Below are 20,936 nucleotides of genomic sequence, written 5' to 3'. Positions count from 1 at the left end.
GGTAGGGTCTGCCGCGTGCGCAAGACCCTGATCGTGACCAATGACTTTCCGCCCCGGCCCGGTGGCATCCAGGCGTTTCTGCACAACATGGCGCTACGGCTGGAGCCCGAGCGGCTCGTCGTCTACGCCTCGACCTGGAAGCGCGGCAAGGAGGGCGCCGAGGCGACGGCCGCGTTCGACGCCGAGCAGCCGTTCACCGTCGTACGGGACGCCACGACCATGCTGCTGCCGACGCCCGCCGCGACCCGCAGGGCCGTCGGGCTGCTGCGTGAACACGGGTGTACGGCGGTGTGGTTCGGCGCGGCGGCGCCACTCGGGCTGATGGCGCCGGCGCTGCGGAAGGCGGGCGCGGAACGGCTGGTGGCCACGACCCACGGCCACGAGGCCGGCTGGGCCCAGCTCCCCGCCTCCCGTCAACTCCTGCACCGCATCGGGGAGTCCACCGACACGATCACCTACCTCGGCGAGTACACGCGCTCACGCATCGCCGCCGCGCTGAGCCCGGCGGCGGCCGCGCGGATGGTCCAGCTCCCGCCCGGCGTCGACGAGAAGGTCTTCCACCCCGGGTCGGGCGGAGCGGAGGTCCGGGCGCGCCTGGGCCTGACCGACCGACCGGTGGTCGTCTGCGTCTCCCGCCTCGTCCCGCGCAAGGGCCAGGACACGCTGATCCTGGCGATGCCGCGCATCCTGGCCCAACAGCCCGACGCCGTGCTGCTGATCGTGGGCGGCGGGCCGTACGAGAAGGACCTGCGGCGGCTTGTGCGGGAGACGGGTGTGAGTGACTCCGTGCGCTTCACGGGCGCCGTCCCCTGGTCCGAACTCCCCGCCCACTACGGCGCCGGCGACGTCTTCGCGATGCCCTGCCGCACCCGGCGCGGCGGCCTCGACGTCGAAGGCCTCGGCATCGTCTACCTGGAGGCATCCGCCACCGGCCTCCCCGTCGTCGCCGGCGACTCCGGCGGCGCCCCCGACGCCGTCCTCGACGGCGAGACCGGCTGGGTCGTCCGAGGCGGCTCCCCGGAGGACGCCGCCGACCGCGTCATCGCCCTGCTGGCCGACCCGGAACTCCGCCAGAACATGGGCGAGCGGGGGCGCCAGTGGGTGGAGGAACGGTGGCGCTGGGACCTCCTGGCGGAGAGGCTGAAGGAGCAGCTGGTCTAGGGGCGCCGTCTGGGGGTGCCCCAAAACCGGCGCAGCCCCTTGGCGGAACCGAATAATCCGCACATGCTGCGCGCATGACAGCAAAACTGACGCAGCATCAGCTGACGAGACGTCAAATCCTGGGCATGATCGCCCTCCAGACCGCCGCCACCGCCGGTCTCACCCGTATCGGCCTGCAGTCCGCGCAGGCCGTCGAACCCGCGGCCGTCGAAACCGCCCCCGCGATCGTCGTCGGCTCCGGCTACGGCGGCGCGGTCGCCGCCCTCCGCCTCGGCCAGGCCGGCATCACCACGCTCGTCCTGGAGATGGGCAGGCTCTGGAACACCCCCGGCTCCGACGGCAAGATCTTCTGCAACACCGCCAGCCCGGACCAGCGATCGATGTGGTTCAAGACCCGCACCGAGGCCCCGCTCGCGAGCTTCCTCTGGCTGGACGTCGTCAACAAGGACATCACCCCGTACCCGGGCGTCCTGGACCGTGTGCACTACGACAACATGTCCGTCTACGTCGGCCGGGGCGTCGGCGGCGGCTCGCTGGTCAACGGCGGGATGGCGGTCACCCCGCGCCAGTCGTACTTCACCGAGCAGTTCCCCACCGTGGACGCGAGCGCGATGTACAACACGTACTTCCCGCGCGCCCGCACCATGCTCGGCGTCAACACCGTCGACCCGACGTGGTTCGAGTCGACCGAGTGGTACCAGTTCACCCGCACCTCACGGAAGGCCGCCACGAACACCGGCCTGACGACCACCTTCGTGCCCAACGTCTACGACTTCGGGTACATGCAGCAGGAGGCGGCCGGCACCGCCACCAAATCCGCGCTCGCCCAGGAGGTCATCTACGGCAACAACTACGGCAAGAAGAGCCTCGACAAGACCTACCTCGCCTCCGCGCTCGGCACCGGCAAGGTCACCATCCACACCATGGAGAAGGTGAAGGCCGTCACGCGGGCGAGCGACGGGTCGTACCTGCTGACCGTCGACCGGATCGACAACACCGGAACGGTCGTCGAGACCAAGCAGTACAGCTGCACCTATCTGTTCCTCGGCGGCGGCAGCCTCGGCACCACCGAACTCCTCGTCCGCGCTCGGGACACCGGCACGCTGCCCGCGCTGGACGCCACGGTCGGGGCGGGCTGGGGGCCCAACGGCAACACCATGGTGGGCCGCGCCAACCACATCTGGGACACCACCGGCGCCAACCAGGCGACCATGCCGGTCATGGGCATCGACGACTGGTCCAACACCGACAACCCGGTCTTCGCGGAGATCGCCCCGCTGCCCATCGGCTTCGAGACCTGGGTGAGCCTCTATCTGGCGATCACCAAGAACCCCCAACGGGCGTCCTTCACCTACGACTCGGCGAGCGGCACGGTGAAGCTGGGTTGGACCGCGGCCCAGAGCGCGGTCTCGGTCGCCATGGCCAAGAAGCTGTTCGACCGGATCAACGCGGCCAACGCGACGCTCTACCGGTACGACCTGTTCGGCTCGACCAGCAAGGTGTTCGCGGACGACTTCTGCTACCACCCGCTGGGCGGCTGCGTGTTGGGCAAGGCGACCGACAACTACGGCCGGGTGAAGGGGTATTCGAAGCTGTACATCACGGACGGTTCGCTGGTGCCCGGCAACATCGGCGTGAACCCGTTCGTCACGATCACCGCGCTCGCCGAGCGCACGATGGAACGGGTCCTCGCCGAGGACACCTGACCCAACTCGCCCGCTACTTCTGGTAGATGGCCTCGATCTCGTCCGCGTAGTCCTTGGCCACCACATTGCGCTTGAGCTTCAGCGACGGCGTCAGGTGGCCCGACTCCTCCGTGAACTGGGAGGACAGAATGCGGAACTTCCGCACCGATTCCGCCTTCGACACCGCGGCGTTGCCGTCGTCGACCGCGTCCTGGACCGCCCGCACCAGGTCCGGATCGTCACGCAGCGACGCCGCGGTGGAACCCGCCGGCTTGCCGTGCTCAGCGGCCCAACGGCCCAGGAACTCGTCGTCGATGGTGACCAGCGCGCCCACGAAGGGCCGCCCGTCGCCGACGACCATGCACTCCGCGACCAGCGCGTGCGCGCGGATGCGGTCCTCGATCACGGCCGGGGCGACGTTCTTGCCGCCCGCGGTGACGATGATCTCCTTCTTGCGGCCCGTGATGCTGAGGTAGCCGTCCTCGTCGAGGGTGCCGATGTCCCCGGTGTGGAACCAGCCGTCGGCCAGCGCCTCGGCCGTGGCGGCCTCGTTGTTCCAGTAGCCCTTGAAGAGGTGCTCGCCGTGCAGCAGCACCTCGCCGTCGTCCGCGATGCGCACGACCGAGCCGGGCAGCGGCTGGCCGACCGTGCCGATCTTCGTCCGGTCCCAGGGGTTGAACGCGGTGGCCGCGCAGGACTCGGTCAGGCCGTAGCCCTCCAGGACCGTGAAGCCGATGCCGCGGAAGAAGTGGCCCAGGCGCTCGCCCAGCGGGGCGCCGCCGGAGATCGCGTATTCGCCCTTGCCGCCGAGCACCGCGCGCAGCTTGCTGTAGACGAGCTTGTCGAAGGTCTTGTACTTGATCTTCAGCCCGAGGGACGGACCGGCCGGCGTGTCCAGCGCGCGGCTGTACGCGATCGCGGTGTCGGCCGCCTTGTCGAAGATCTTGCCCTTGCCGTCCGCCTGCGCCTTGGCGCGCGCCGAGTTGTAGACCTTCTCGAAGACACGCGGCACGCCGAGGATCAACGTCGGCCGGAACGAGGCGAGTTCGTCCGTGAGGTTCTTGATGTCCGGGACCAGGCCGAGCTTGATCGGCGCCATCATCGGGGCGATCTGCACGAGCCGTCCGAAGACGTGCGCGAGCGGCAGGAACAGCAGCACCGAGCACTCGCCGGTGCGGAACAGCGGGCGCAGCCGCTCGACGATGTTGCCGCACTCCGCGAAGAAGCTGCGGTGGGTGAGCACACAGCCCTTGGGCCGGCCCGTAGTACCGGAGGTGTAGACGATGGTCGCCGGGTCGTCGGCCTTCGCCAGCGAGCTGCGCTCCTCGACGGTCGCGTCGGTGACGTCCTTGCCCGCGCGGTCCAGCTCGTCGATCGCGCCGGCGTCGATCTGCCAGACGTGCTTCAGCGCGGGCAGCTGCGCCCGCACCGACTCGACGGTGGCGGCATGCCCGTCCTGCTCCACGATGACGGCGGTGGCGCCCGAGTCGGAGAGGATCCACTGCACCTGCTCCGGCGAGCTGGTCTCGTACACCGGCACGGTGATCCCGCCCGCGCACCAGATCGCGAAGTCGAGCAGCGTCCACTCGTACCGCGTGCGGGACATCAGCCCGACCCGGTCGCCGGGCTGGACGCCGGAGGCGATGAGCCCCTTGGCGGCCGCGTGCACCTCGGCGAGGAAGACCGTGGCGGTCACGTCCTGCCACGCGCCGTTCGCCTTGCGGGCGATCACGGCGACCTCTGGGTGCTGCGCGGCGTTTCTGCGGACGATGTCGGTCAGATTGCCGTCCGCAGGGACCTCGTACAAAGCCGGAAGGCTGAACTCGCGCAAGACTGCTGCTCCTCATAGGGCGCCGGCGCCACGACGTTGTGTGATGCGACGGTCCGGTCCAAGACTCGGGCAGGTGCGTCAGGACCGGGTGATTGAAATCCTGAGCACGACTGGACTGCCCGGACGTTACCCGCCGGTATGGCTCCTACGACAGGGGGGTCCGGCGAGATGTTCGCTGCGTCACACAGATTGGTGTTTCCTCGCGCACAGTAGTCCACCCCTTTCTTGACTGGCCAGTAACCGCAAGGTCCGCCGCCACTGTTCACGTTTGCCGCACACGCCTACGCTTGATCGTCATGGCACCCACACCGGCCGGAAACTCCGGGACGCGCATCCATGTGGTCAGCGACGTGCACGGCAACGCCCGTGACCTGGCCAGATCCGGCGAGGGTGCCGACGCCCTGATCTGCCTGGGCGACCTCGTCCTCTTCCTCGACTACGCCGACCACGCGCGCGGGATCTTCCCCGAACTCTTCGGCGAGGAGAACGCCGACCGCCTGGTCGAGCTGCGCACCGCCCGCCGCTTCGAGGAGGCCCGAGAACTGGGCGCCCGCCTCTGGTCCGGCGTCGGCGGCGACCGGGCGGCCCTCATCGAGAAGGCGGTCCGCAAACAGTACGCCGAGATGTTCGCCGCCTTCCCCACCCCGACGTACGCCACCTACGGCAACGTCGACATGCCGACCCTGTGGTCCGAGTACGCCGGCCCCGGAACCACCGTGCTCGACGGCGAACGCGTCGAGATCGGCGGCTGGACGTTCGGCTTCGTGGGCGGCGGCCTCCGCACCCCCATGCGCACCCCGTACGAGATCAGCGACGAGGAGTACGCCGCCAAGATCGAGGCGGTCGGCGAGGTCGACGTCCTCTGCACCCACATCCCGCCCGAGGTCCCCGAGCTGGTCTACGACACCGTCGCGCGCCGCTTCGAACGCGGCAGCCGAGCCCTCCTGGACGCCATCCGCCGCACCAGGCCCCGCTATTCACTGTTCGGCCACGTTCACCAGCCGTTGGTGCGGAGGATGCGGATCGGGGCGACCGAGTGTGTGAACGTGGGGCACTTCGCGGGGAGCGGCAAGCCGTGGGCGCTGAAATGGTGACCGTCCCCCTCGATGTCCGCAGGTAGGGGGTGAAGTGGGGCGGTCGACCGCGCGGTAGCCTTCACGCTGCACGCACACGCGCATGACGACGACGCCCTGCCGGTCCGCATCTGGAGGAGCCACAGCGATGGCGGAACACACCAGTTCGAGCATCACGATCGAGGCGGCACCGGCCGAAGTGATGGAAGTGATCGCCGACTTCGCCCGCTACCCGGACTGGACCGGCGAGGTGAAGGAGGCGGACGTCCTCAAGACCGACGAACGCGGCCGCGCCGAACAGGTCCGCCTCGTCATGGACGCCGGCGCGATCAAGGACGACCAGACCCTCGCGTACACCTGGACCGGCGACAACGAGGTCTCCTGGACCCTCGTCAAGTCCCAGATGCTGCGCTCCCTGGACGGCTCGTACCTGCTCAAGCCTTCGGGCGCGGGCGCCACGGAGGTCACCTACCTCCTCACGGTGGACGTCAAGATCCCGATGCTGGGCATGATCAAGCGCAAGGCCGAGAAGGTCATCATCGACCGGGCGTTGGCGGGACTGAAGAAGCGCGTGGAGTCGGGGGAGCAGTAGGGCTTCACTTAACAGCGCGGGTCGGATCACTCAGCCCGTCCGGCGTTTGAGGACGAGGCCCCTTCAGGGCCGAAGCGGGGGTCTGGGGGCGGCAGCCCCCAGCAACGGCGCCCAGCCCCCACCCTCGTCGAGCGACTACCGTTCACTCATATGCGTACCATCCTGATCACCGGCCCAGGCGGCAGCGGCCGCAGCACCATCGCCGCAGCCACCGCACAAGCCGCCGCAGGCACCGGCACCCGGACACTCCTCCTCGGTGCCGACCGCGGCGACACCCTGGGCGCCGCCCTGGGCGTGGTGACGGGAGCGGCCCCCGTGGAGGCCGCCGAGAACCTCACGGCATGGCGCCCCGACGCCACGGAGTCCTTCCGCGCCGACCTCACCGCCTTCCAGGACCGCGCCTCCACCGCCCTCGAACTCCTGGGCGCGGCCCGCCTGGACGCCGAGGAACTGACCCCCCTCCCCGGCGCCGAGGAACTGGCCCTCCTCCGAGCCCTCAGGGACGCGGCCCTGTCCGAGGCGTACGACCTCCTCGTAGTGGACCTCCCACCCACCCCCCACGCGCTCGCGCTCCTCGCCCTCCCCGAGGAACTCCGCCGCTACCTCCGCCGCCTTCTCCCGGCCGAGCGGCAAGCGGCCCGCGCCCTCCGCCCGGTCCTCGGCCGCCTCGCGGGCGTCCCGATGCCCTCCGAGTGGCTCTACGACACGGCCGGCCGCTGGGACGTCGAACTGGCCGCCGTAGAAGCGGTTCTCGCGGACCGGAACACGACCGTACGACTGGTCGCCGAGCCCGGACCGGCGGGCGCCGAAGCCGTCCGCGCGGCCGGTCTCGCGCTCGCCCTGCGCGGCCTGCGGCCCGACGTGCTGGTCGCCAACCGGGTGCTGCCCGAGTCCGTCGAGGACACCTGGCTGGCCGGCCTCAACGCGCAGCAGCGCAAGACCCTGGACGAGTGGCAGGGGACGTACGACGACGTCCGGCACGTCCCGCACCTCGGCCACGACCCGCGCGGCACCGACGACCTCACCGCGCTCGCCGTGCCCGGTGTCGACGCGGCCGGTTCGACGGTCGAGTGGCCGGTGACCGACCGGCTGGCCGAGGACGGTGTGCTGGTCTGGGGCATTCCGCTGCCCGGCGCGATACGGGACGAGCTGGACCTGGTCCGGCGCGGCGACGAACTCGTCGTCACCGTCGGCCGGTTCCGCCGTATCGTGCCGCTGCCGTCGGCCCTGCGCCGCTGCACCGTGGCCGGTGCGGCCCTGCGGGAGGGCGAACTGCGCATCCGGTTCGCCCCGGACCCGGACCTGTGGCCGCAGGGAAGATGAGTATTGGTGGGTGCGGAGCCGTGAAGCACGTACGCCCATTCGGGTAACGTCGTAGAGACGAACCGTAGTCAGGAGTCCGTCATGAGCGAAGAGCTCCCCCCGTCCGACGCCCGCAAGGACGAGGCGCTCGACGAGGTGCGGGCGACCGACGCCGACGCCTGGGCGACGGCGGCCGCCGAAGACCTCGCGGCGGAGAAGGCCCGCCGCCGCACCCAGTACGGCCAGCCGCCGGTCTCGGCCGCCGAGGAACTGCGCAAGCTCGTCGACACCGTCGCGGACAAGCTGTCCGGCCTCCAGTCCCCGCTGCTCGGCCAGGTCGCCGGACCGGCCGCCCAGCAGGTGGTGAAGCAGGTCGTCCAGCAGGCCAAGGCCGCCGTCGAGCCCGTCATCGAACGCAACCCGGACGTCTTCGACCACCTCGCGGCGGCCGGAAACGAACTCCTCGCCGCGTACCGCTCCGCGGTCCAGGCCCAGGAGCAGCGCTGGACGGCCCGCGACAGCGAGCTGAAGGACCTGAGGAACGACCGCCGCGACCGGGGAGACGACTCCGGTCCCGGGGAGCGCATCGACCTGGACTAGAAGCCCCTGAGGGCATGCTGCCGGATTCGCGTCCGTCCGGTGGGCTCTGGTGCGCACTTCCCTCACCGCCACCGGAGCCCGCCAGGGCTGCCCAGCGGGCGAACGACGCGATTCCGACGGCAGCCCCTCGGGTACGGTGGGCCGTAGCGGGGCTCGACCGAAACTGAGGGATTCATGGGACTCACCATCGGCGTCGATATCGGCGGCACCAAGATCGCGGCCGGGGTGGTCGACGAGGAAGGCAACATCCTCTCGACCCACAAGGTGCCGACCCCGGGTACGCCCGAAGGCATCGTGGACGCCATCGCCGCCGCGGTCGACGGAGCACGCGCCGGGCACGAGATCGTCGGCGTGGGCATCGGTGCCGCCGGGTACGTCAACCGTCAGCGCTCCACGGTCTACTTCGCGCCGAACATCGACTGGCGCCAGGAGCCGCTGAAGGAGAAGGTCGAGGCCCGCGTGGGCCTGCCCGTCGTCGTGGAGAACGACGCGAACGCCGCGGCCTGGGGCGAGTACAAGTTCGGCGCCGGCAAGGGCCACCGCAACGTCATCTGCATCACGCTCGGCACCGGCCTCGGCGGCGGCATCATCATCGGCAACAAGCTGCGCCGCGGACACTTCGGGGTGGCCGCCGAGTTCGGCCACATCCGCATGGTGCCGGACGGCCTGCTGTGCGGCTGCGGCTCACAGGGCTGCTGGGAGCAGTACGCGTCGGGCCGCGCCCTCGTGCGCTACGCCAAGCAGCGCGCGAACGCGACCCCCGAGTCCGCGGAGGTGCTCCTCTCGCTCGGCGACGGCACCCCCGACGGCATCGAGGGCAAGCACATCTCCATGGCCGCCCGGCAGGGCGACCCGGTCGCCGTCGACTCCTACCGCGAACTGGCCCGCTGGGCCGGCGCCGGCCTCGCCGACCTCGCCTCCCTCTTCGACCCCTCCGCCTTCATCGTCGGCGGCGGCCTCTCCGACGAGGGCGAACTGGTCCTCGACCCCATCCGCAAGTCCTACAAACGCTGGCTGGTGGGCGGCAACTGGCGCCCGGTCGCCGACGTGATCGCCGCGCAGCTCGGCAACAAGGCTGGCATGGTGGGAGCGGCGGACCTGGCGAGGGAGCCGGACCCGATCATGTAGGCCACGCTGCTTTTGGTTTTTAGGGGCGCGGGGAACTGCGCGACCAGCCACGTACGACCGGCAGTCGCCCACGTACCTCGCGCCCCGCCTTTGCTTTTAGGGGCGCGGGGAACTGCGCGACCAGCCACGACGCACGTGCAGCCGACGCACGACCCGCACGTCCCCCCGCTGCAACCCCCCGCACCACGTCGTATCTTGATCCGCATGGCGACGACCCCGCTGCTCCCCAACTCCCGCACCGAACCCGACGGTTCGGCAGTCATCCGCGTCCTGAGCTACAACATCCGCTCGATGCGCGACGACACAGACGCCCTGGCCCGCGTCATCAGGGCCTGCGCTCCGGACCTCGTCCTGATCCAAGAGGCCCCCCTCTTCTTCCGCTGGCGCAAGAAACTGGCCCGCCTCGCCTCCGCGTCCGACCTGGTCGTCCTCAGCGGCGGAGGCACCGCGGCCGGCCCGGCGCTGTTGTGCTCACTGCGGGCAACGGTCGAGCGCACGGAGGACGTACTCCTGCCACTGACCCCCGGCCAACACCGACGCGGCTTCGCCACCGCGGTCGTACGGATCGGCGGCACCCGCCTGGGTGTCCTCAGCTGTCACCTCAGCCTCCACCAGGACGAACGCTACGAGCAGGGCGGCATGCTGCTCGACCGGCTGGCCGGAATGGGCGTGGACCACGTGATCGCGGGCGGCGACCTCAACGACCGCCCCGACGGCCGGACTTTCGGACGCCTGGCCAAGGAACTGCAGGACTGCTGGGCCACCGCCCCCTGGGGCGAGGAGAACACCTGGACCCCCGGCAACCCCTTCCAGCGCATCGACGCGATCTTCGCCACGCAGGGCATCGAGGTTCTCGGCTGCGGGGTACCGCTGGGCCTCCCGGGGGTGGAGGAGGCCGACATCAAGCGGGCGACGGATCACTTCCCCGTGCTCGCCGCACTGCGCGTGCCCGCGGCCTGAACCACAGCCGCCGGGCGGAGTCCGGCGCAGCCGCCCGAAGCCTGCGAGGCCCACCGGGGCCGAGCAGTGCGAGGGGGGCGTTGAGAGGCGCTGCCGTGAGGGCGGCCACCGACCACTTCCCGGTGCCGGCCGCCCTCAAAGTGCCCGCGAGCTAGACGACCGCACCCCGCCCCGGATCGTCCCCGTCCTCCTCGTCCGTCCGCATCCGCATCACCAACGTGCCGAACCCGCCCAGGAATCCGCCGATCCCGATGGTCGCCAGCCACCAGGTCATGTCCCAGCTGAGCAGCACCGCCAGGAGCAGCAGGATCGGGCCGCCGACCACCCCGAGCCAGGCGAACTTGGCGGTGGTGTCGGCCTCCGGCAGCGGAGGCGGCTCCGGCGGCACGAAGTGGCCCTCGTCGTCCTCGTCGAAGTCCTCCTCGGAGGAGTCCGGCGAGGTGTAGTCGCGGGGACCGCCGACACCGGGCGCGAAGGAGACCGAACTGCCCAACGGCTTCGCGGGCGGCGGCGGTTCCTCGGTGCCCTTGTCCTTGCCGGGGCCTTTGTCCTTGGCCTTGTCGCCCTTGTCCGGCTCCTTGGCCTTCGGCCGCTCGTCGTTCTTCTCGGGATCGAGCAGCGCGAGATCCTCGATCGACTTGAACGGCTTGGCGCCCGGCGGATCCTTGGGCTCCTCGCCGTATCCGGCGACGATCGCGGCCCACGCGGCCTCCTCGTCGAACGGGACGCCCTGCTCGTCCGGTTCGAGGCCCTCGCGGTCGGAGTCGTGCTCAGCCACCTGTGGCCGTCCCTTCCTGCTCGCTCACCCGGCCCGTGTCGGACACCTGCTTGCCGACACTGGGTGCGAGCCGGCCGATGAACGCGAAGCTCTCCTCGAAAATCCGGTCCGCGTCGTGGTCCAACGTCGCGACGTGGTAGCTCTGTTCCAGCAGGATCTCCGTCACGTCGGCCGAGGAAACCCGACTGAGGACACGAGCCGAGTCGGCCGGCGGAACCACATGGTCCTGGGGGCTGTGCAGCAGCAGGAGCGGCTGGGTGACCTGCGGCAGCTCGCGGTCGACCAGCCGGAAGAAAATACGCAGGGAGTGCGCGGAGTGCAGCGGTACCTTGTCGTACCCGACCTCTTCGCTGCCCTCCTTCGCGATGTCACTGGCGATACCCGGCGCCGTACGCACCAGATGGCGGGCCACCGGAAGGGCGTACGCCGCGAGCCCGTGCACCTTGATACCGGGGTTGACGACCACGACACCGCTGATCTCGTCACCGTGCTTCGCGGCCAGCCGCAGGGCCAGCGCGCCGCCCATGGACAGGCCCGCGACGAAGACCTGCGAGCAGCGCTCGCGCAGGGCGCGCAGCTCGCGGTCCACCTCCGCGTACCAGTCCTGCCAGCCGGTGAGCTGCATGTCCTCCCAGCGCGTGCCGTGCCCGGGCAGCAGCGGCAGCGACACGGTGAGGCCGCGCTCGGCCAGATGCTCCGCCCAGGGGCGCAGCGACTGCGGGGAACCGGTGAAGCCGTGGCAGAGGAGAACTCCGACCTCCCCGCCCTCGTGGCGGTACGGCTCGGCTCCGGGGAGGACCGGCACCTTCGGTCTCCTGTTCATGAGAAGGGCGTGGTGGTGAGACGCGTGTTCATGAGAGGGGTCTGAACAAGTCCAGGTGCGGTTAACCGTACGCGACCGCACTGACACCGACCAGGGTCGTCGGGTCCTTTGACAGTGCTCCGGGTTAAGGTCTGATCGACGGACACGGGAGGCACTCGGTTGTTGTACGGCACGATGAAGGTCGCCATCGGGGGACCGCTGAAGGTCGCCTTCCGACCCTGGGTGGAGGGCATGGAGAACATTCCGGACGAGGGTGCCGCCATCCTGGCGAGCAATCACCTCTCGTTCTCGGACTCGTTCTTCCTGCCTGCGGTCCTGGACCGCAAGGTGACCTTCATCGCGAAGGCCGAGTACTTCACGACCCCCGGGGTGAAGGGCAAGCTGACGGCCGCGTTCTTCAAGGGCGCCGGCCAGCTTCCGGTGGACCGCTCCGGTGCGCGCGGGGCGGGCGAGGCCGCGATCAAGGCCGGGATCGACGTCCTGGAGCGCGGTGAACTGTTCGGTATCTATCCGGAGGGCACGCGCTCCCCGGACGGGCGCCTCTACCGCGGCAAACCCGGTGGCCTCGCGCGCGTGGCGCTCGCCAGCGGCGCTCCGGTGATCCCGGTCGCGATGATCGACACGGAGAAGATCCAGCCGCCCGGCAAGGTCATGCCGAAGCTGATGCGCCCGGGCATCCGGATCGGCAAGCCGCTCGACTTCAGCCGGTACAACGGCATGGAGCACGACCGTTTCGTCCTCCGCGCGGTGACCGACGAGGTCATGTACGAGATCATGAAGCTCTCCGGCCAGGAGTACGTCGACATCTACGCGACAGCCGCCAAGCGGCAGATCGCGGAGGCGGCGAAGGCCGACAAGGAAGCGGACAAGGCGGCCAAGGCCGTGCTCGCACAAGCGGAGAAGGAACAGACCAGCCCCTAGGCGGGCCGGAGTCTGTGTCGGGGGTGGGGGAGATGGCCAAGCAGGTACGCGTCGTCAGGATGTCCGTCGAGCAGCCGCTCTGGCGTGCCCTGAGCGGCTACCGCGTGCTGACCATGCTGTACGCGATCGGGCTGTTCGCCTCCGCCTACGACGAGTTCGACCGTCCCGGCATCGCCATCGCGTTCTACGTCGTCCTGTTCGTGTGGACGCTCGCCACCCTGCCCCGGGTGCAGAGCGCGGTCGCCTGCACCAAGCGCTTCCTCGCCGTCGACCTCGCGATCGCGCTGACCGGCATCGTCCTCACCCCGCTCGCGGCCGACGGCCACCACATCTCCAGCGGCGGCCCCACCCTGCCGTCGATATGGACCGCGGGATCGGTCCTCGCCTACGCCATCAAGGGCGGCTGGCGCTGGGCCGCGTTCGCCTCCACCCCGGTCGCCGTCGCCAACCTGATCGAGCGCGGCTCCCCGGCCCGCGACACCGTCCACAACGTGGTCCTCGTCTGGGTCGCCTCCATCGCCATCGGCTACGTCGTGGAGGTCGCCCGCGCCTCCGAGCGCACCCTCGCCCGCGCCCTGGAGATCGAGGCCACCACCCGGGAACGGGAGCGCCTCGCCCGCGACATCCACGACGGTGTCCTCCAGGTGCTGGCGATGGTCCAGCGGCGCGGTGCCGTCCTCGGCGGCGAGGCGGGTGAGCTGGGCCGGATGGCGGGGGAGCAGGAGATCGCGCTGCGCACCCTGGTCTCCGGCGCCCTGGTGCCCGTGTCCCGGGTGTCGCTGGACGCGGCGGAGGGCGCGGTCGTGAGGGCCGTAGAAGGCGAGGGCGAAGAACCCGGCGACGACGGGACGGTCGATCTGCGGGGGCTGCTCGCGCCGTATGCCGCGGCCAAGGTGAGTTTCGCCGAGCCGGGGGCTCCGGTGCCGTTGCCCGCGCCCGCGGCGAAGGAGCTGGCCGCCGCTGTCGGGGCCGCCCTGGACAATGTGCGCAGGCATGCCGGTGAGGACGCGCGGGCGTGGATCCTGGTCGAGGACGAACCCCGGGAGGTCGTGGTGACCGTGCGGGACGACGGCCCCGGGATTCCCGAGGGGCGGCTCGCGCAGGCCGAGGGGGAGGGGCGGCTCGGGGTCGCCCTGTCGATCCGGGGGCGGTTGCGGGACCTCGGCGGGAGTGCCGAGCTGGTCTCGATTCCCGGGCAGGGCACGGAAGTCGAGCTGAAAGTACCGAAGGCGCGGGGGAAGGCGGGGACACGATGAGTGAGCAGAAGGGCCCGATCAGGGTCATGGTGGTCGACGACCATCCGATGTGGCGCGACGCCGTCGCCCGCGACCTGGCCGAGTCCGGCTTCGACGTGGTCGCCACCGCCGGTGACGGCGAGCAGGCGGTGCGCCGCGCCAAGGCCGCGGCCCCCGACGTCCTCGTCCTCGACCTGAACCTGCCGCAGATGCCCGGCGTCCAGGTCTGCAAGGAACTGGTGGGCGCCAACCCGGCGTTGCGCGTCCTGGTCCTCTCCGCGAGCGGCGAGCACGCGGACGTACTGGAGGCGGTGAAGTCGGGCGCGACCGGCTATCTGCTCAAATCGGCTTCCACGGAAGAGCTGTTGGACGCGGTGCGCCGCACGGCGGTCGGCGACCCTGTGTTCACCCCGGGCCTCGCCGGACTGGTCCTCGGCGAGTACCGCCGCCTGGCCTCCGACCCGGCGCCGGCCGCCGACGGCGACCAGCCCAAGGCACCCCAACTCACCGACCGCGAGACCGAAGTGCTGCGCCTGGTCGCCAAGGGCCTGAGCTACAAGCAGATCGCCGAACGCCTGGTCATCTCGCACCGCACGGTCCAGAACCATGTCCAGAACACCCTGGGCAAGCTCCAGTTGCACAACCGGGTGGAGCTGGTCCGGTACGCGATAGAGCGCGGCCTCGACGACGCGTAGGCGGACCGGGTAGATCAACTACCCGACAATTCAACGGAATTGATCTCGGAATTGACCTTCCCGCCCATCCCTCTGTGACCTGGATCACCATTAGCGTGGCTGTCACAGGAAACCGCGGCGAAGGGATATTTCCATGCGCGTCGGAGTACTGACCGGAGGCGGCGACTGCCCCGGACTCAACGCCGTCATCCGGGGCATCGTCCGCAAGGGCGTTCAGGAGTACGGCTACGACTTCGTCGGCTACCGGGACGGCTGGCGAGGTCCACTCGAAGGCGACACCGTCCGGCTCGACATCCCCGCGGTGCGCGGCATCCTGCCCCGCGGCGGCACCATCCTCGGCTCCTCCCGCACCAACCCGCTGAAGCTGGAGAACGGCATCAGCCGCATCAAGGACAACCTCGCCGCGCAGGAGGTCGACGCGCTCATCGTGATCGGCGGCGAGGACACCCTCGGGGTGGCCGCGCGGCTCTGGGACGAGAGCGGCGTGCCCTGTGTCGGCGTACCGAAGACCATCGACAACGACCTGTCCGCCACCGACTACACCTTCGGCTTCGACACCGCCGTCGGCATCGCCACCGAGGCGATCGACCGGCTGCACACCACCGCCGAGTCGCACATGCGGGTCCTGGTCTGCGAGGTCATGGGCCGGCACGCCGGCTGGATCGCCATCCACTCCGGGCTCGCGGGCGGCGCCAACGTCATCCTCATCCCCGAGCAGCGCTTCGACGTCGAGCAGGTGTGCGGCTGGATCACCTCGCGCTTCAAGGCGTCGTACGCCCCGATCGTGGTCGTCGCGGAGGGGGCCATGCCCAAGGACGGCGACGTCGTGCTGAAGGACGGGACCCTCGACTCCTACGGGCACGTCCGGCTGTCCGGGGTCGGCGAGTGGCTGGCCAAGGAGATCGAGAAGCGGACCGGCAAGGAGGCCCGCACCACCGTCCTCGGGCACGTCCAGCGCGGCGGCACCCCGAGCGCGTTCGACCGCTGGCTCGCCACCCGCTTCGGCCTGCACGCCATCGAGGCCGTCCGCGACGGCGACTTCGGCAAGATGGTCGCCCTGCGCGGCACGGACATCGTCCGCGTACCGATCGCGGAGGCGACGGCCCAGCTGAAGACGGTCGACCCGAAGCTGTACGAGGAGGTCGGCGTGTTCTTCGGCTGATCCGGCGGAACGGGCGGAACGGGCGGAACGGGCGGAACTCCTGGAACCGGCGGAAGGCCGGATCCGGCTGATCCCGCGGAACGGCTGATCCGGCGGAACGGCTGATCCGGCGGAACGGGCCGATCGGGCCGGACGGGTCGGACCGGCTGCTCCGGTGGAAGGGGCTGGAGGGTCGGATCCGGCTGAACCGCCCGCAGCGGGGGCGGCTCCTGCGGTGCCCGGCGGAACGGCCCGAACCCGCTGATCCCGCGGAACCGTCCGCAACGGCGGCGGCACCCGGCGGAACCGGCGGAACCGGCCGATCCTGCCGGAACCGGCCGGGTCGGCAGAGCCGTCCGAAAGGCCTGGTCCGGCCGGACCGGCCGGACCGGCACTGTGGGGTTATGGGCCGTATATTCGGCCCATAACCCCACAGAACGGGAGCGGTCGTGGAGATCCTTGCCTTCGGCGTCCAGGCCGACGAGAAGCCGCTGATCGAGCGCGCGTTCGCAGGCCACCACGACATCCGCTGCCTGAGCGTCTTCCTCGACGAGGACACCGCCCCGATCGCCGCCGGCCACGAGATCGTCTCCACGAGCGTCAACGCCGAACTCGGCCCCCGCGTCCTGGAGATCCTCGCCGCCGGCGGCACCCGCCTGATCGCCCAGCGCTCCACCGGCTTCAACAACATCGACCTGGACGTCGCCGAACGCCTCGGCCTCACGGTCGCCCGCGTCTCGTCCTACTCGCCGTACTCCGTCGCCGAGTTCGCCTGGACCCTCGCGATGGCCGTGAACCGCCGTATCGTCCGCGCGGCGACCCGCACCCGCGACTTCGACTTCCGGCTCGACGGACTGATGGGCCGCGACCTGCGCGGCCGCACCGTCGGAGTCCTCGGCACCGGCAAGATCGGCGAGGCGTTCACCCGGATCGCCCACGGCTTCGGCATGCGCCTGCTCGGCTGGGACGTCACCGAGAACCCGGCCTGTGTGGAACTCGGCATGTCCTACGTCCCCAAGGACCAGCTCCTCGCCGAGTCCGACCTGGTCACCCTGCACGTCCCGCTGATGCCCGCGACCCAGCGGCTCGTCGACGCGGACGCCCTGAAGCTGATGAAGGACGACGCGATCCTCGTCAACTCCAGCCGCGGCGGCCTGATCGACACCGCGGCCCTCGTCGCCGAACTGCGCGAGGGCCGCTTCACGGGCGTGGGCCTCGACGTCTACGAGGCGGAGGCGGGCCTGTTCTTCCTGGACAAGTCCCTGGAGGCCGTCGACGACGACACCCTGGCCCGCCTGGTCACCTTCCCGAACGTCCTGGTCACCTCCCACCAGGCGTACTACACCGAGGACGCCGTAGGCCAGATCATCGAGGCCACCGTCCGGAACGTCCTCGACTACACGGCCGGCCGCCGCTCCGAGAACGTGCTCGTCCCGCGCAGCTGACCCACCAACTCCCGTACGACAGCAGCCCCGTTGAGCGTCAGCACCGACTCCGGGTGGAACTGGACCGAGGCGAAGCCAGGAGCCCGCAGAGCGTGCACCTCTCCAGCCTTGCTGCGGCTCACCTCGACTCCGTGCGCGGCCAGCTCGCCCAGCGCCTCGTCGTCGCAGTGCGCCACGAAGCTGTTGTAGAAGCCGACGGTCTCCTCCCGCCCGAACAGATCGATCGCCGTCTGCGCCCCCTGGTAGGGAACCTCCTTCCGTACGATCTCCAGCCCCAGCTCCGCCGCGATCAGCTCGTGCCCGAGGCACACGCCGAGGACGCCGTGCCGGTTCTCCCGGAGGACCTCGGCGGTCAGCGCCCGCAGGAACCGCATCTTGGCGTCGCTCATGTCGGAAGGGTCACCCGGCCCAGGCCCCAACACCACGGGCCCCTCGTGCGCGAGGACGGCCTCCCGCAGCCCCTCCTCGTCGTACCGCCGGACGGTCACCTCAAGGCCGCTCGACCGCAGCACATGCGCGAGCATCGCCGTGAAGGTGTCCTCCCCGTCGACGACCAGCGCGTGCCCGGTCAGCTCCTCGGACCGCTCCTGCATCCGCAGCCAGAACGGGGCGAGCGAGCCGCGGCGACCGTCGAGCGCGGCACGCACGCGTGGGTCGTCGGCCAGCCGGGGGCGCGTGCTCTCGTCGCGCGGCCGGGACGGTCGTACGCCGAGAGCCGCCAGGACCCCCGCCGCCTTCGCGTGGGTCTCCGCGACCTCGCTCGCCGGGTCCGAACCGCGCACCAGGGTGGCGCCGACCGGCACCCGCAGCCGGCCGGCCGGGTCGATGTCGGCGGTGCGGATGAGGATGGGGGAGTCGAGGGTCTGGGCGCCGCCGGAGTCCCGGCCGATCAACGCGAGCGCACCGGCGTAGTAGCCGCGCCCGCCGACCTCGTGCCGCTCGATGACCCGGCAGGCGTTCTGCACGGGCGAGCCGGTGACGGTCGCCGCAAACATCGTCTCCTTCAGGACCTCGCGCACGTCCAGCGAGGACCGGCCGCGCAACTCGTACTCGGTGTGCGCGAGATGGGCCATCTCCTTCAGCCGCGGCCCGATCACGACCCCGCCCATGTCGCCGACCGTGCACATCATCTTGAGCTCCTCGTCGACGACCATCGACAACTCCTCGATCTCCTTGCCGTCCGCGAGGAAGGCGAGGAGGTGTTCGGGCGTCGGACCCTCGGCCGGATAGCGGTAGGTCCCGCTGATCGGGTTCATGACGACGGTCCCGCCGGACATCCGGACGTGCACCTCCGGACTGGCCCCGACGAGCGTCCGCTCGCCCGTGTGCACGACGAACGTCCAGTACGCGCCCCGCTCCCCGACCAGCAGCCGCCGGAACAACGCCAGCGCCTCGGCCCTGCCGTACCCCGGGATCTCGCCCTCGTACGTCCGCCGGATGACGAAGTTGGCGCCCTCGCCCCGCCCGATCTCCTCCCGCAGCACCCGTCCGACGATCTCGCGGTAGGCCGCGTCGTCGACGTCGAAGCCACCGCCCTCTACCCGGACGTCGTGCGCGGGCAGTTGCGCCAGGGCGTCGGCGAGCGGGATCTCGTACGACTCCTCGGGGGTGAGGAAGGCCAGCGGGGTGCCGTCGTCGCGGACGTCGAAGCCGCGCTCGCGGATCTGGCGGTAGGGGATCAGGGCCAGGCCCTCGGCGGGGAGGTCGGCGAGGCGGTCGTAGGAGGCGACCGGGCCGAGCATGACCTCGATCACGTCCTGGTCGTGGCCCGGGGTGCGACGGCGCAGCAGGGCGAACGGGCGGGGATCGCTGAGCAGGTCGTCCAGATGCATGGGTCCTTGGTTCCTTCTCGTGGAGAGGAACGGACCCCGGACACACCGAAGGCCGCCCCTCGGGCGGCCTTCGCGGAGTACTGGGAGTACGCGCAGTCAGTGGGCCGCCGGATGAGCGGTCCACCACCAGTTACGGGTCGAATGCGCGAACATGGAGCGCACCCTACCCCACGCGCACCTGAGCGTGAGGGTGTCTCACCTGTCGAGCCGCGCGAAAATAGCTCGACACGACCCCGTAATGTTGAGGGCGTGACCGTGAACGCTAAGACCAGCGCCAGCGCTGGCAACACCTGGCGAGACCTGCCCGCGGCGCAGCAGCCCGAGTACCCCGACACCGAGGCTCTGCGCGCAGTGATCGCGGACCTCGAGTCGTATCCGCCGCTCGTCTTCGCGGGCGAGTGCGACCAGCTGCGCGCCCGGTTGGCGGCCGTCGCCAAGGGAGAGGCGTTCCTGCTCCAGGGCGGCGACTGCGCCGAGGCCTTCGACGCGGTGTCCGCCGACCACATCCGCAACAAGCTGAAGACGCTGCTCCAGATGGGCGCCGTCCTCACGTACGCGGCCTCCGTGCCGGTCGTGAAGGTCGGCCGGATCGCCGGCCAGTACTCCAAGCCGCGCTCCAAGGGCACCGAGACCCGTGACGGCGTGACGCTGCCGACGTACCGCGGCGACTCGGTCAACGGCTACGCCTTCGACGAGAAGTCCCGCGTCCCGGACCCCGAGCGCCTGAAGCGGATGTACAACGCGTCCGCGTCCACGCTCAACCTGGTCCGCGCCTTCACCACCGGCGGCTACGCGGACCTGCGCCAGGTGCACGCCTGGAACCAGGACTTCGTGAAGTCGTCCCCGTCCGGCCAGCGCTACGAGCAGCTCGCGCGCGAGATCGACAGCGCGCTGAACTTCATGCGGGCCTGCGGCACGGACCCGGAGGAGTTCAAGACCGTCGAGTTCTACTCCTCGCACGAGGCGCTGCTGCTGGACTACGAGTCGGCCCTGACCCGCGTCGACTCCCGCACCGGCAGGCTCTACGACGTCTCCGCGCACATGGTGTGGATCGGCGAGCGCACCCGTCAACTGGACGGCGCGCACATCGAGTTCGCCTCCCAGATCCGCAACCCGATCGGCATCAAGCTCGGCCCGACGACGACCGCCGAGGACGCGCTGCAGTACATCGAGCGCCTCGACCCGGACCGCGAGCCCGGCCGGCTCACCTTCATCGTGCGGATGGGCGCGGACAAGGTCCGCGACAAGCTGCCCGAGCTGGTCGAGAAGGTCACCGCGTCCGGCGCGACCGTCGCGTGGATCACCGACCCGATGCACGGCAACACGTACGAGGCGGCCTCAGGTCACAAGACCCGCCGCTTCGACGACGTGCTCGACGAGGTGAAGGGCTTCTTCGAGGTCCACAAGGGCCTCGGCACCCACCCGGGCGGCATCCACGTCGAGCTCACGGGCGACGATGTCACCGAGTGCGTGGGCGGCGGCGACGAGATCTTCGTCGACGATCTGCACCAGCGCTACGAGACGGCCTGCGACCCGCGCCTCAACCGCAGCCAGTCGCTCGACCTGGCCTTCCTCGTCGCCGAGATGTACAGGGACCAGTAGCCGTTTTGCCTGTTACAGCAGTGTGGGGGGGGGGGGGGGGGGGGCGCGCGGGCCCCCCCCCCCCCCCCCAATAATAAGGACGGGGAGTGCGCGTGGAGTGTGTTTATATCCACGTAGAGGTCAGGGACGCGC

At 70.4% G+C, this 20,936-nt stretch carries 19 protein-coding genes; 14 read left to right on the top strand and 5 right to left on the bottom strand.

The features are described from left to right. The first annotated feature begins 15 nt into the window (after positions 1 to 15). Positions 16 to 1,161 carry a glycosyltransferase family 4 protein gene (locus tag ACGFY9_RS09630; RefSeq protein ID WP_393753172.1) on the top strand — a complete coding sequence of 382 codons (1,146 nt, stop codon included), beginning with the start codon at positions 16 to 18 and terminating at the stop codon, positions 1,159 to 1,161. Positions 1,162 to 1,286: 125 nt separating this feature from the next. Then, positions 1,287 to 2,867, top strand: a complete 1,581-nt coding sequence (locus ACGFY9_RS09625) for a GMC oxidoreductase (protein ID WP_393753382.1) — start codon at positions 1,287 to 1,289, stop codon at positions 2,865 to 2,867. Positions 2,868 to 2,880: 13 nt separating this feature from the next. Here ACGFY9_RS09625 and ACGFY9_RS09620 read toward each other — a convergent pair whose 3' ends face one another. After that, positions 2,881 to 4,677, bottom strand: coding sequence for an AMP-dependent synthetase/ligase (locus ACGFY9_RS09620; RefSeq protein ID WP_393753171.1), 1,797 nt, complete (start codon positions 4,675 to 4,677; stop codon positions 2,881 to 2,883). Between the two features lie 296 nt (positions 4,678 to 4,973). On the opposite strand from ACGFY9_RS09620, the gene ACGFY9_RS09615 reads away from it, so the two are divergent. From ACGFY9_RS09615 to ACGFY9_RS09590, 6 genes are all read left to right on the top strand, one after another. Continuing rightward, a complete protein-coding gene (locus ACGFY9_RS09615) occupies positions 4,974 to 5,771 on the top strand; it encodes a metallophosphoesterase (protein ID WP_393753170.1) in 798 nt (265 codons plus the stop codon). Between the two features lie 127 nt (positions 5,772 to 5,898). Next, positions 5,899 to 6,342 carry an SRPBCC family protein gene (locus ACGFY9_RS09610; protein ID WP_393753169.1) on the top strand — a complete coding sequence of 148 codons (444 nt, stop codon included), beginning with the start codon at positions 5,899 to 5,901 and terminating at the stop codon, positions 6,340 to 6,342. A gap of 150 nt (positions 6,343 to 6,492) precedes the next feature. Next, entirely contained in the window at positions 6,493 to 7,665 is a 1,173-nt protein-coding gene (locus ACGFY9_RS09605; protein WP_393753168.1) for an ArsA family ATPase, read from the top strand. 81 nt (positions 7,666 to 7,746) lie between these two features. Next, a complete protein-coding gene (locus ACGFY9_RS09600) occupies positions 7,747 to 8,244 on the top strand; it encodes a DUF5304 domain-containing protein (protein ID WP_393753167.1) in 498 nt (165 codons plus the stop codon). 174 nt (positions 8,245 to 8,418) lie between these two features. Further along, positions 8,419 to 9,372, top strand: coding sequence for an ROK family glucokinase (locus ACGFY9_RS09595; RefSeq protein WP_327404692.1), 954 nt, complete (start codon positions 8,419 to 8,421; stop codon positions 9,370 to 9,372). A gap of 204 nt (positions 9,373 to 9,576) precedes the next feature. Further along, positions 9,577 to 10,332: an endonuclease/exonuclease/phosphatase family protein gene (locus ACGFY9_RS09590; protein ID WP_393753166.1), complete on the top strand. Its 756-nt coding sequence runs from the start codon at positions 9,577 to 9,579 to the stop codon at positions 10,330 to 10,332. 151 nt (positions 10,333 to 10,483) lie between these two features. Here ACGFY9_RS09590 and ACGFY9_RS09585 read toward each other — a convergent pair whose 3' ends face one another. Beyond that, positions 10,484 to 11,110 carry a hypothetical protein gene (locus tag ACGFY9_RS09585; protein ID WP_393753165.1) on the bottom strand — a complete coding sequence of 209 codons (627 nt, stop codon included), beginning with the start codon at positions 11,108 to 11,110 and terminating at the stop codon, positions 10,484 to 10,486. Then, positions 11,103 to 11,915: an alpha/beta hydrolase gene (locus ACGFY9_RS09580; protein ID WP_393753381.1), complete on the bottom strand. Its 813-nt coding sequence runs from the start codon at positions 11,913 to 11,915 to the stop codon at positions 11,103 to 11,105. Before ACGFY9_RS09580 ends, ACGFY9_RS09585 begins: the two co-directional genes overlap by 8 nt. A gap of 192 nt (positions 11,916 to 12,107) precedes the next feature. On the opposite strand from ACGFY9_RS09580, the gene ACGFY9_RS09575 reads away from it, so the two are divergent. The 5 genes from ACGFY9_RS09575 to ACGFY9_RS09555 all read left to right on the top strand — a co-directional run bounded on the left by ACGFY9_RS09575 (position 12,108) and on the right by ACGFY9_RS09555 (position 17,370). Continuing rightward, positions 12,108 to 12,854, top strand: coding sequence for a lysophospholipid acyltransferase family protein (locus ACGFY9_RS09575; protein WP_393753380.1), 747 nt, complete (start codon positions 12,108 to 12,110; stop codon positions 12,852 to 12,854). Positions 12,855 to 12,886: 32 nt separating this feature from the next. Continuing rightward, the gene (gene macS, locus ACGFY9_RS09570; protein WP_393753164.1) at positions 12,887 to 14,110 is read left to right on the top strand and encodes a MacS family sensor histidine kinase; all 1,224 of its coding nucleotides are present in this window, start codon (positions 12,887 to 12,889) and stop codon (positions 14,108 to 14,110) included. Continuing rightward, the gene (locus ACGFY9_RS09565; protein ID WP_393753163.1) at positions 14,107 to 14,784 is read left to right on the top strand and encodes a response regulator; all 678 of its coding nucleotides are present in this window, start codon (positions 14,107 to 14,109) and stop codon (positions 14,782 to 14,784) included. Before macS ends, ACGFY9_RS09565 begins: the two co-directional genes overlap by 4 nt. A gap of 133 nt (positions 14,785 to 14,917) precedes the next feature. Then, positions 14,918 to 15,946, top strand: coding sequence for a 6-phosphofructokinase (locus ACGFY9_RS09560; RefSeq protein ID WP_393753162.1), 1,029 nt, complete (start codon positions 14,918 to 14,920; stop codon positions 15,944 to 15,946). Between the two features lie 428 nt (positions 15,947 to 16,374). Then, positions 16,375 to 17,370, top strand: coding sequence for a 2-hydroxyacid dehydrogenase (locus ACGFY9_RS09555; RefSeq protein ID WP_393753161.1), 996 nt, complete (start codon positions 16,375 to 16,377; stop codon positions 17,368 to 17,370). Here ACGFY9_RS09555 and ACGFY9_RS09550 read toward each other — a convergent pair. Continuing rightward, a complete protein-coding gene (locus tag ACGFY9_RS09550; protein WP_393753160.1) occupies positions 17,322 to 19,202 on the bottom strand; it encodes an anthranilate synthase family protein in 1,881 nt (626 codons plus the stop codon). The genes ACGFY9_RS09555 and ACGFY9_RS09550 overlap by 49 nt on opposite strands. A gap of 96 nt (positions 19,203 to 19,298) precedes the next feature. Continuing rightward, entirely contained in the window at positions 19,299 to 19,355 is a 57-nt protein-coding gene (locus ACGFY9_RS09545) for a trp operon leader peptide (RefSeq protein WP_073735655.1), read from the bottom strand. A 96-nt stretch (positions 19,356 to 19,451) separates the two neighbouring features. On the opposite strand from ACGFY9_RS09545, the gene ACGFY9_RS09540 reads away from it, so the two are divergent. Continuing rightward, entirely contained in the window at positions 19,452 to 20,804 is a 1,353-nt protein-coding gene (locus ACGFY9_RS09540) for a class II 3-deoxy-7-phosphoheptulonate synthase (protein ID WP_393753159.1), read from the top strand. Positions 20,805 to 20,936 lie beyond the last annotated feature (132 nt).

This window comes from Streptomyces sp. NPDC048504 (assembly GCF_043200035.1).
Taxonomy (GTDB): domain Bacteria; phylum Actinomycetota; class Actinomycetes; order Streptomycetales; family Streptomycetaceae; genus Streptomyces.
The sequence above is the reverse complement of the archived record's forward strand: the minus strand, read 5'-3'. Positions and strand labels throughout refer to the sequence as shown.

Bases quoted from the DNA above. Each gene is read 5' to 3' on its own strand.
- ACGFY9_RS09625 (WP_393753382.1), top strand. From the start codon at position 1,287: ATGATCGCCCTCCAGACCGCCGCCACCGCCGGTCTCACCCGTATCGGC.
- ACGFY9_RS09615 (WP_393753170.1), top strand. From the start codon at position 4,974: ATGGCACCCACACCGGCCGGAAACTCCGGGACGCGCATCCATGTGGTC.
- ACGFY9_RS09610 (WP_393753169.1), top strand. From the start codon at position 5,899: ATGGCGGAACACACCAGTTCGAGCATCACGATCGAGGCGGCACCGGCC.
- ACGFY9_RS09605 (WP_393753168.1), top strand. From the start codon at position 6,493: ATGCGTACCATCCTGATCACCGGCCCAGGCGGCAGCGGCCGCAGCACC.
- ACGFY9_RS09600 (WP_393753167.1), top strand. From the start codon at position 7,747: ATGAGCGAAGAGCTCCCCCCGTCCGACGCCCGCAAGGACGAGGCGCTC.
- ACGFY9_RS09595 (WP_327404692.1), top strand. From the start codon at position 8,419: ATGGGACTCACCATCGGCGTCGATATCGGCGGCACCAAGATCGCGGCC.
- ACGFY9_RS09590 (WP_393753166.1), top strand. From the start codon at position 9,577: ATGGCGACGACCCCGCTGCTCCCCAACTCCCGCACCGAACCCGACGGT.
- ACGFY9_RS09575 (WP_393753380.1), top strand. From the start codon at position 12,108: ATGAAGGTCGCCATCGGGGGACCGCTGAAGGTCGCCTTCCGACCCTGG.
- macS (WP_393753164.1), top strand. From the start codon at position 12,887: ATGGCCAAGCAGGTACGCGTCGTCAGGATGTCCGTCGAGCAGCCGCTC.
- ACGFY9_RS09565 (WP_393753163.1), top strand. From the start codon at position 14,107: ATGAGTGAGCAGAAGGGCCCGATCAGGGTCATGGTGGTCGACGACCAT.
- ACGFY9_RS09560 (WP_393753162.1), top strand. From the start codon at position 14,918: ATGCGCGTCGGAGTACTGACCGGAGGCGGCGACTGCCCCGGACTCAAC.
- ACGFY9_RS09550 (WP_393753160.1), bottom strand. From the start codon at position 19,202: ATGCATCTGGACGACCTGCTCAGCGATCCCCGCCCGTTCGCCCTGCTG.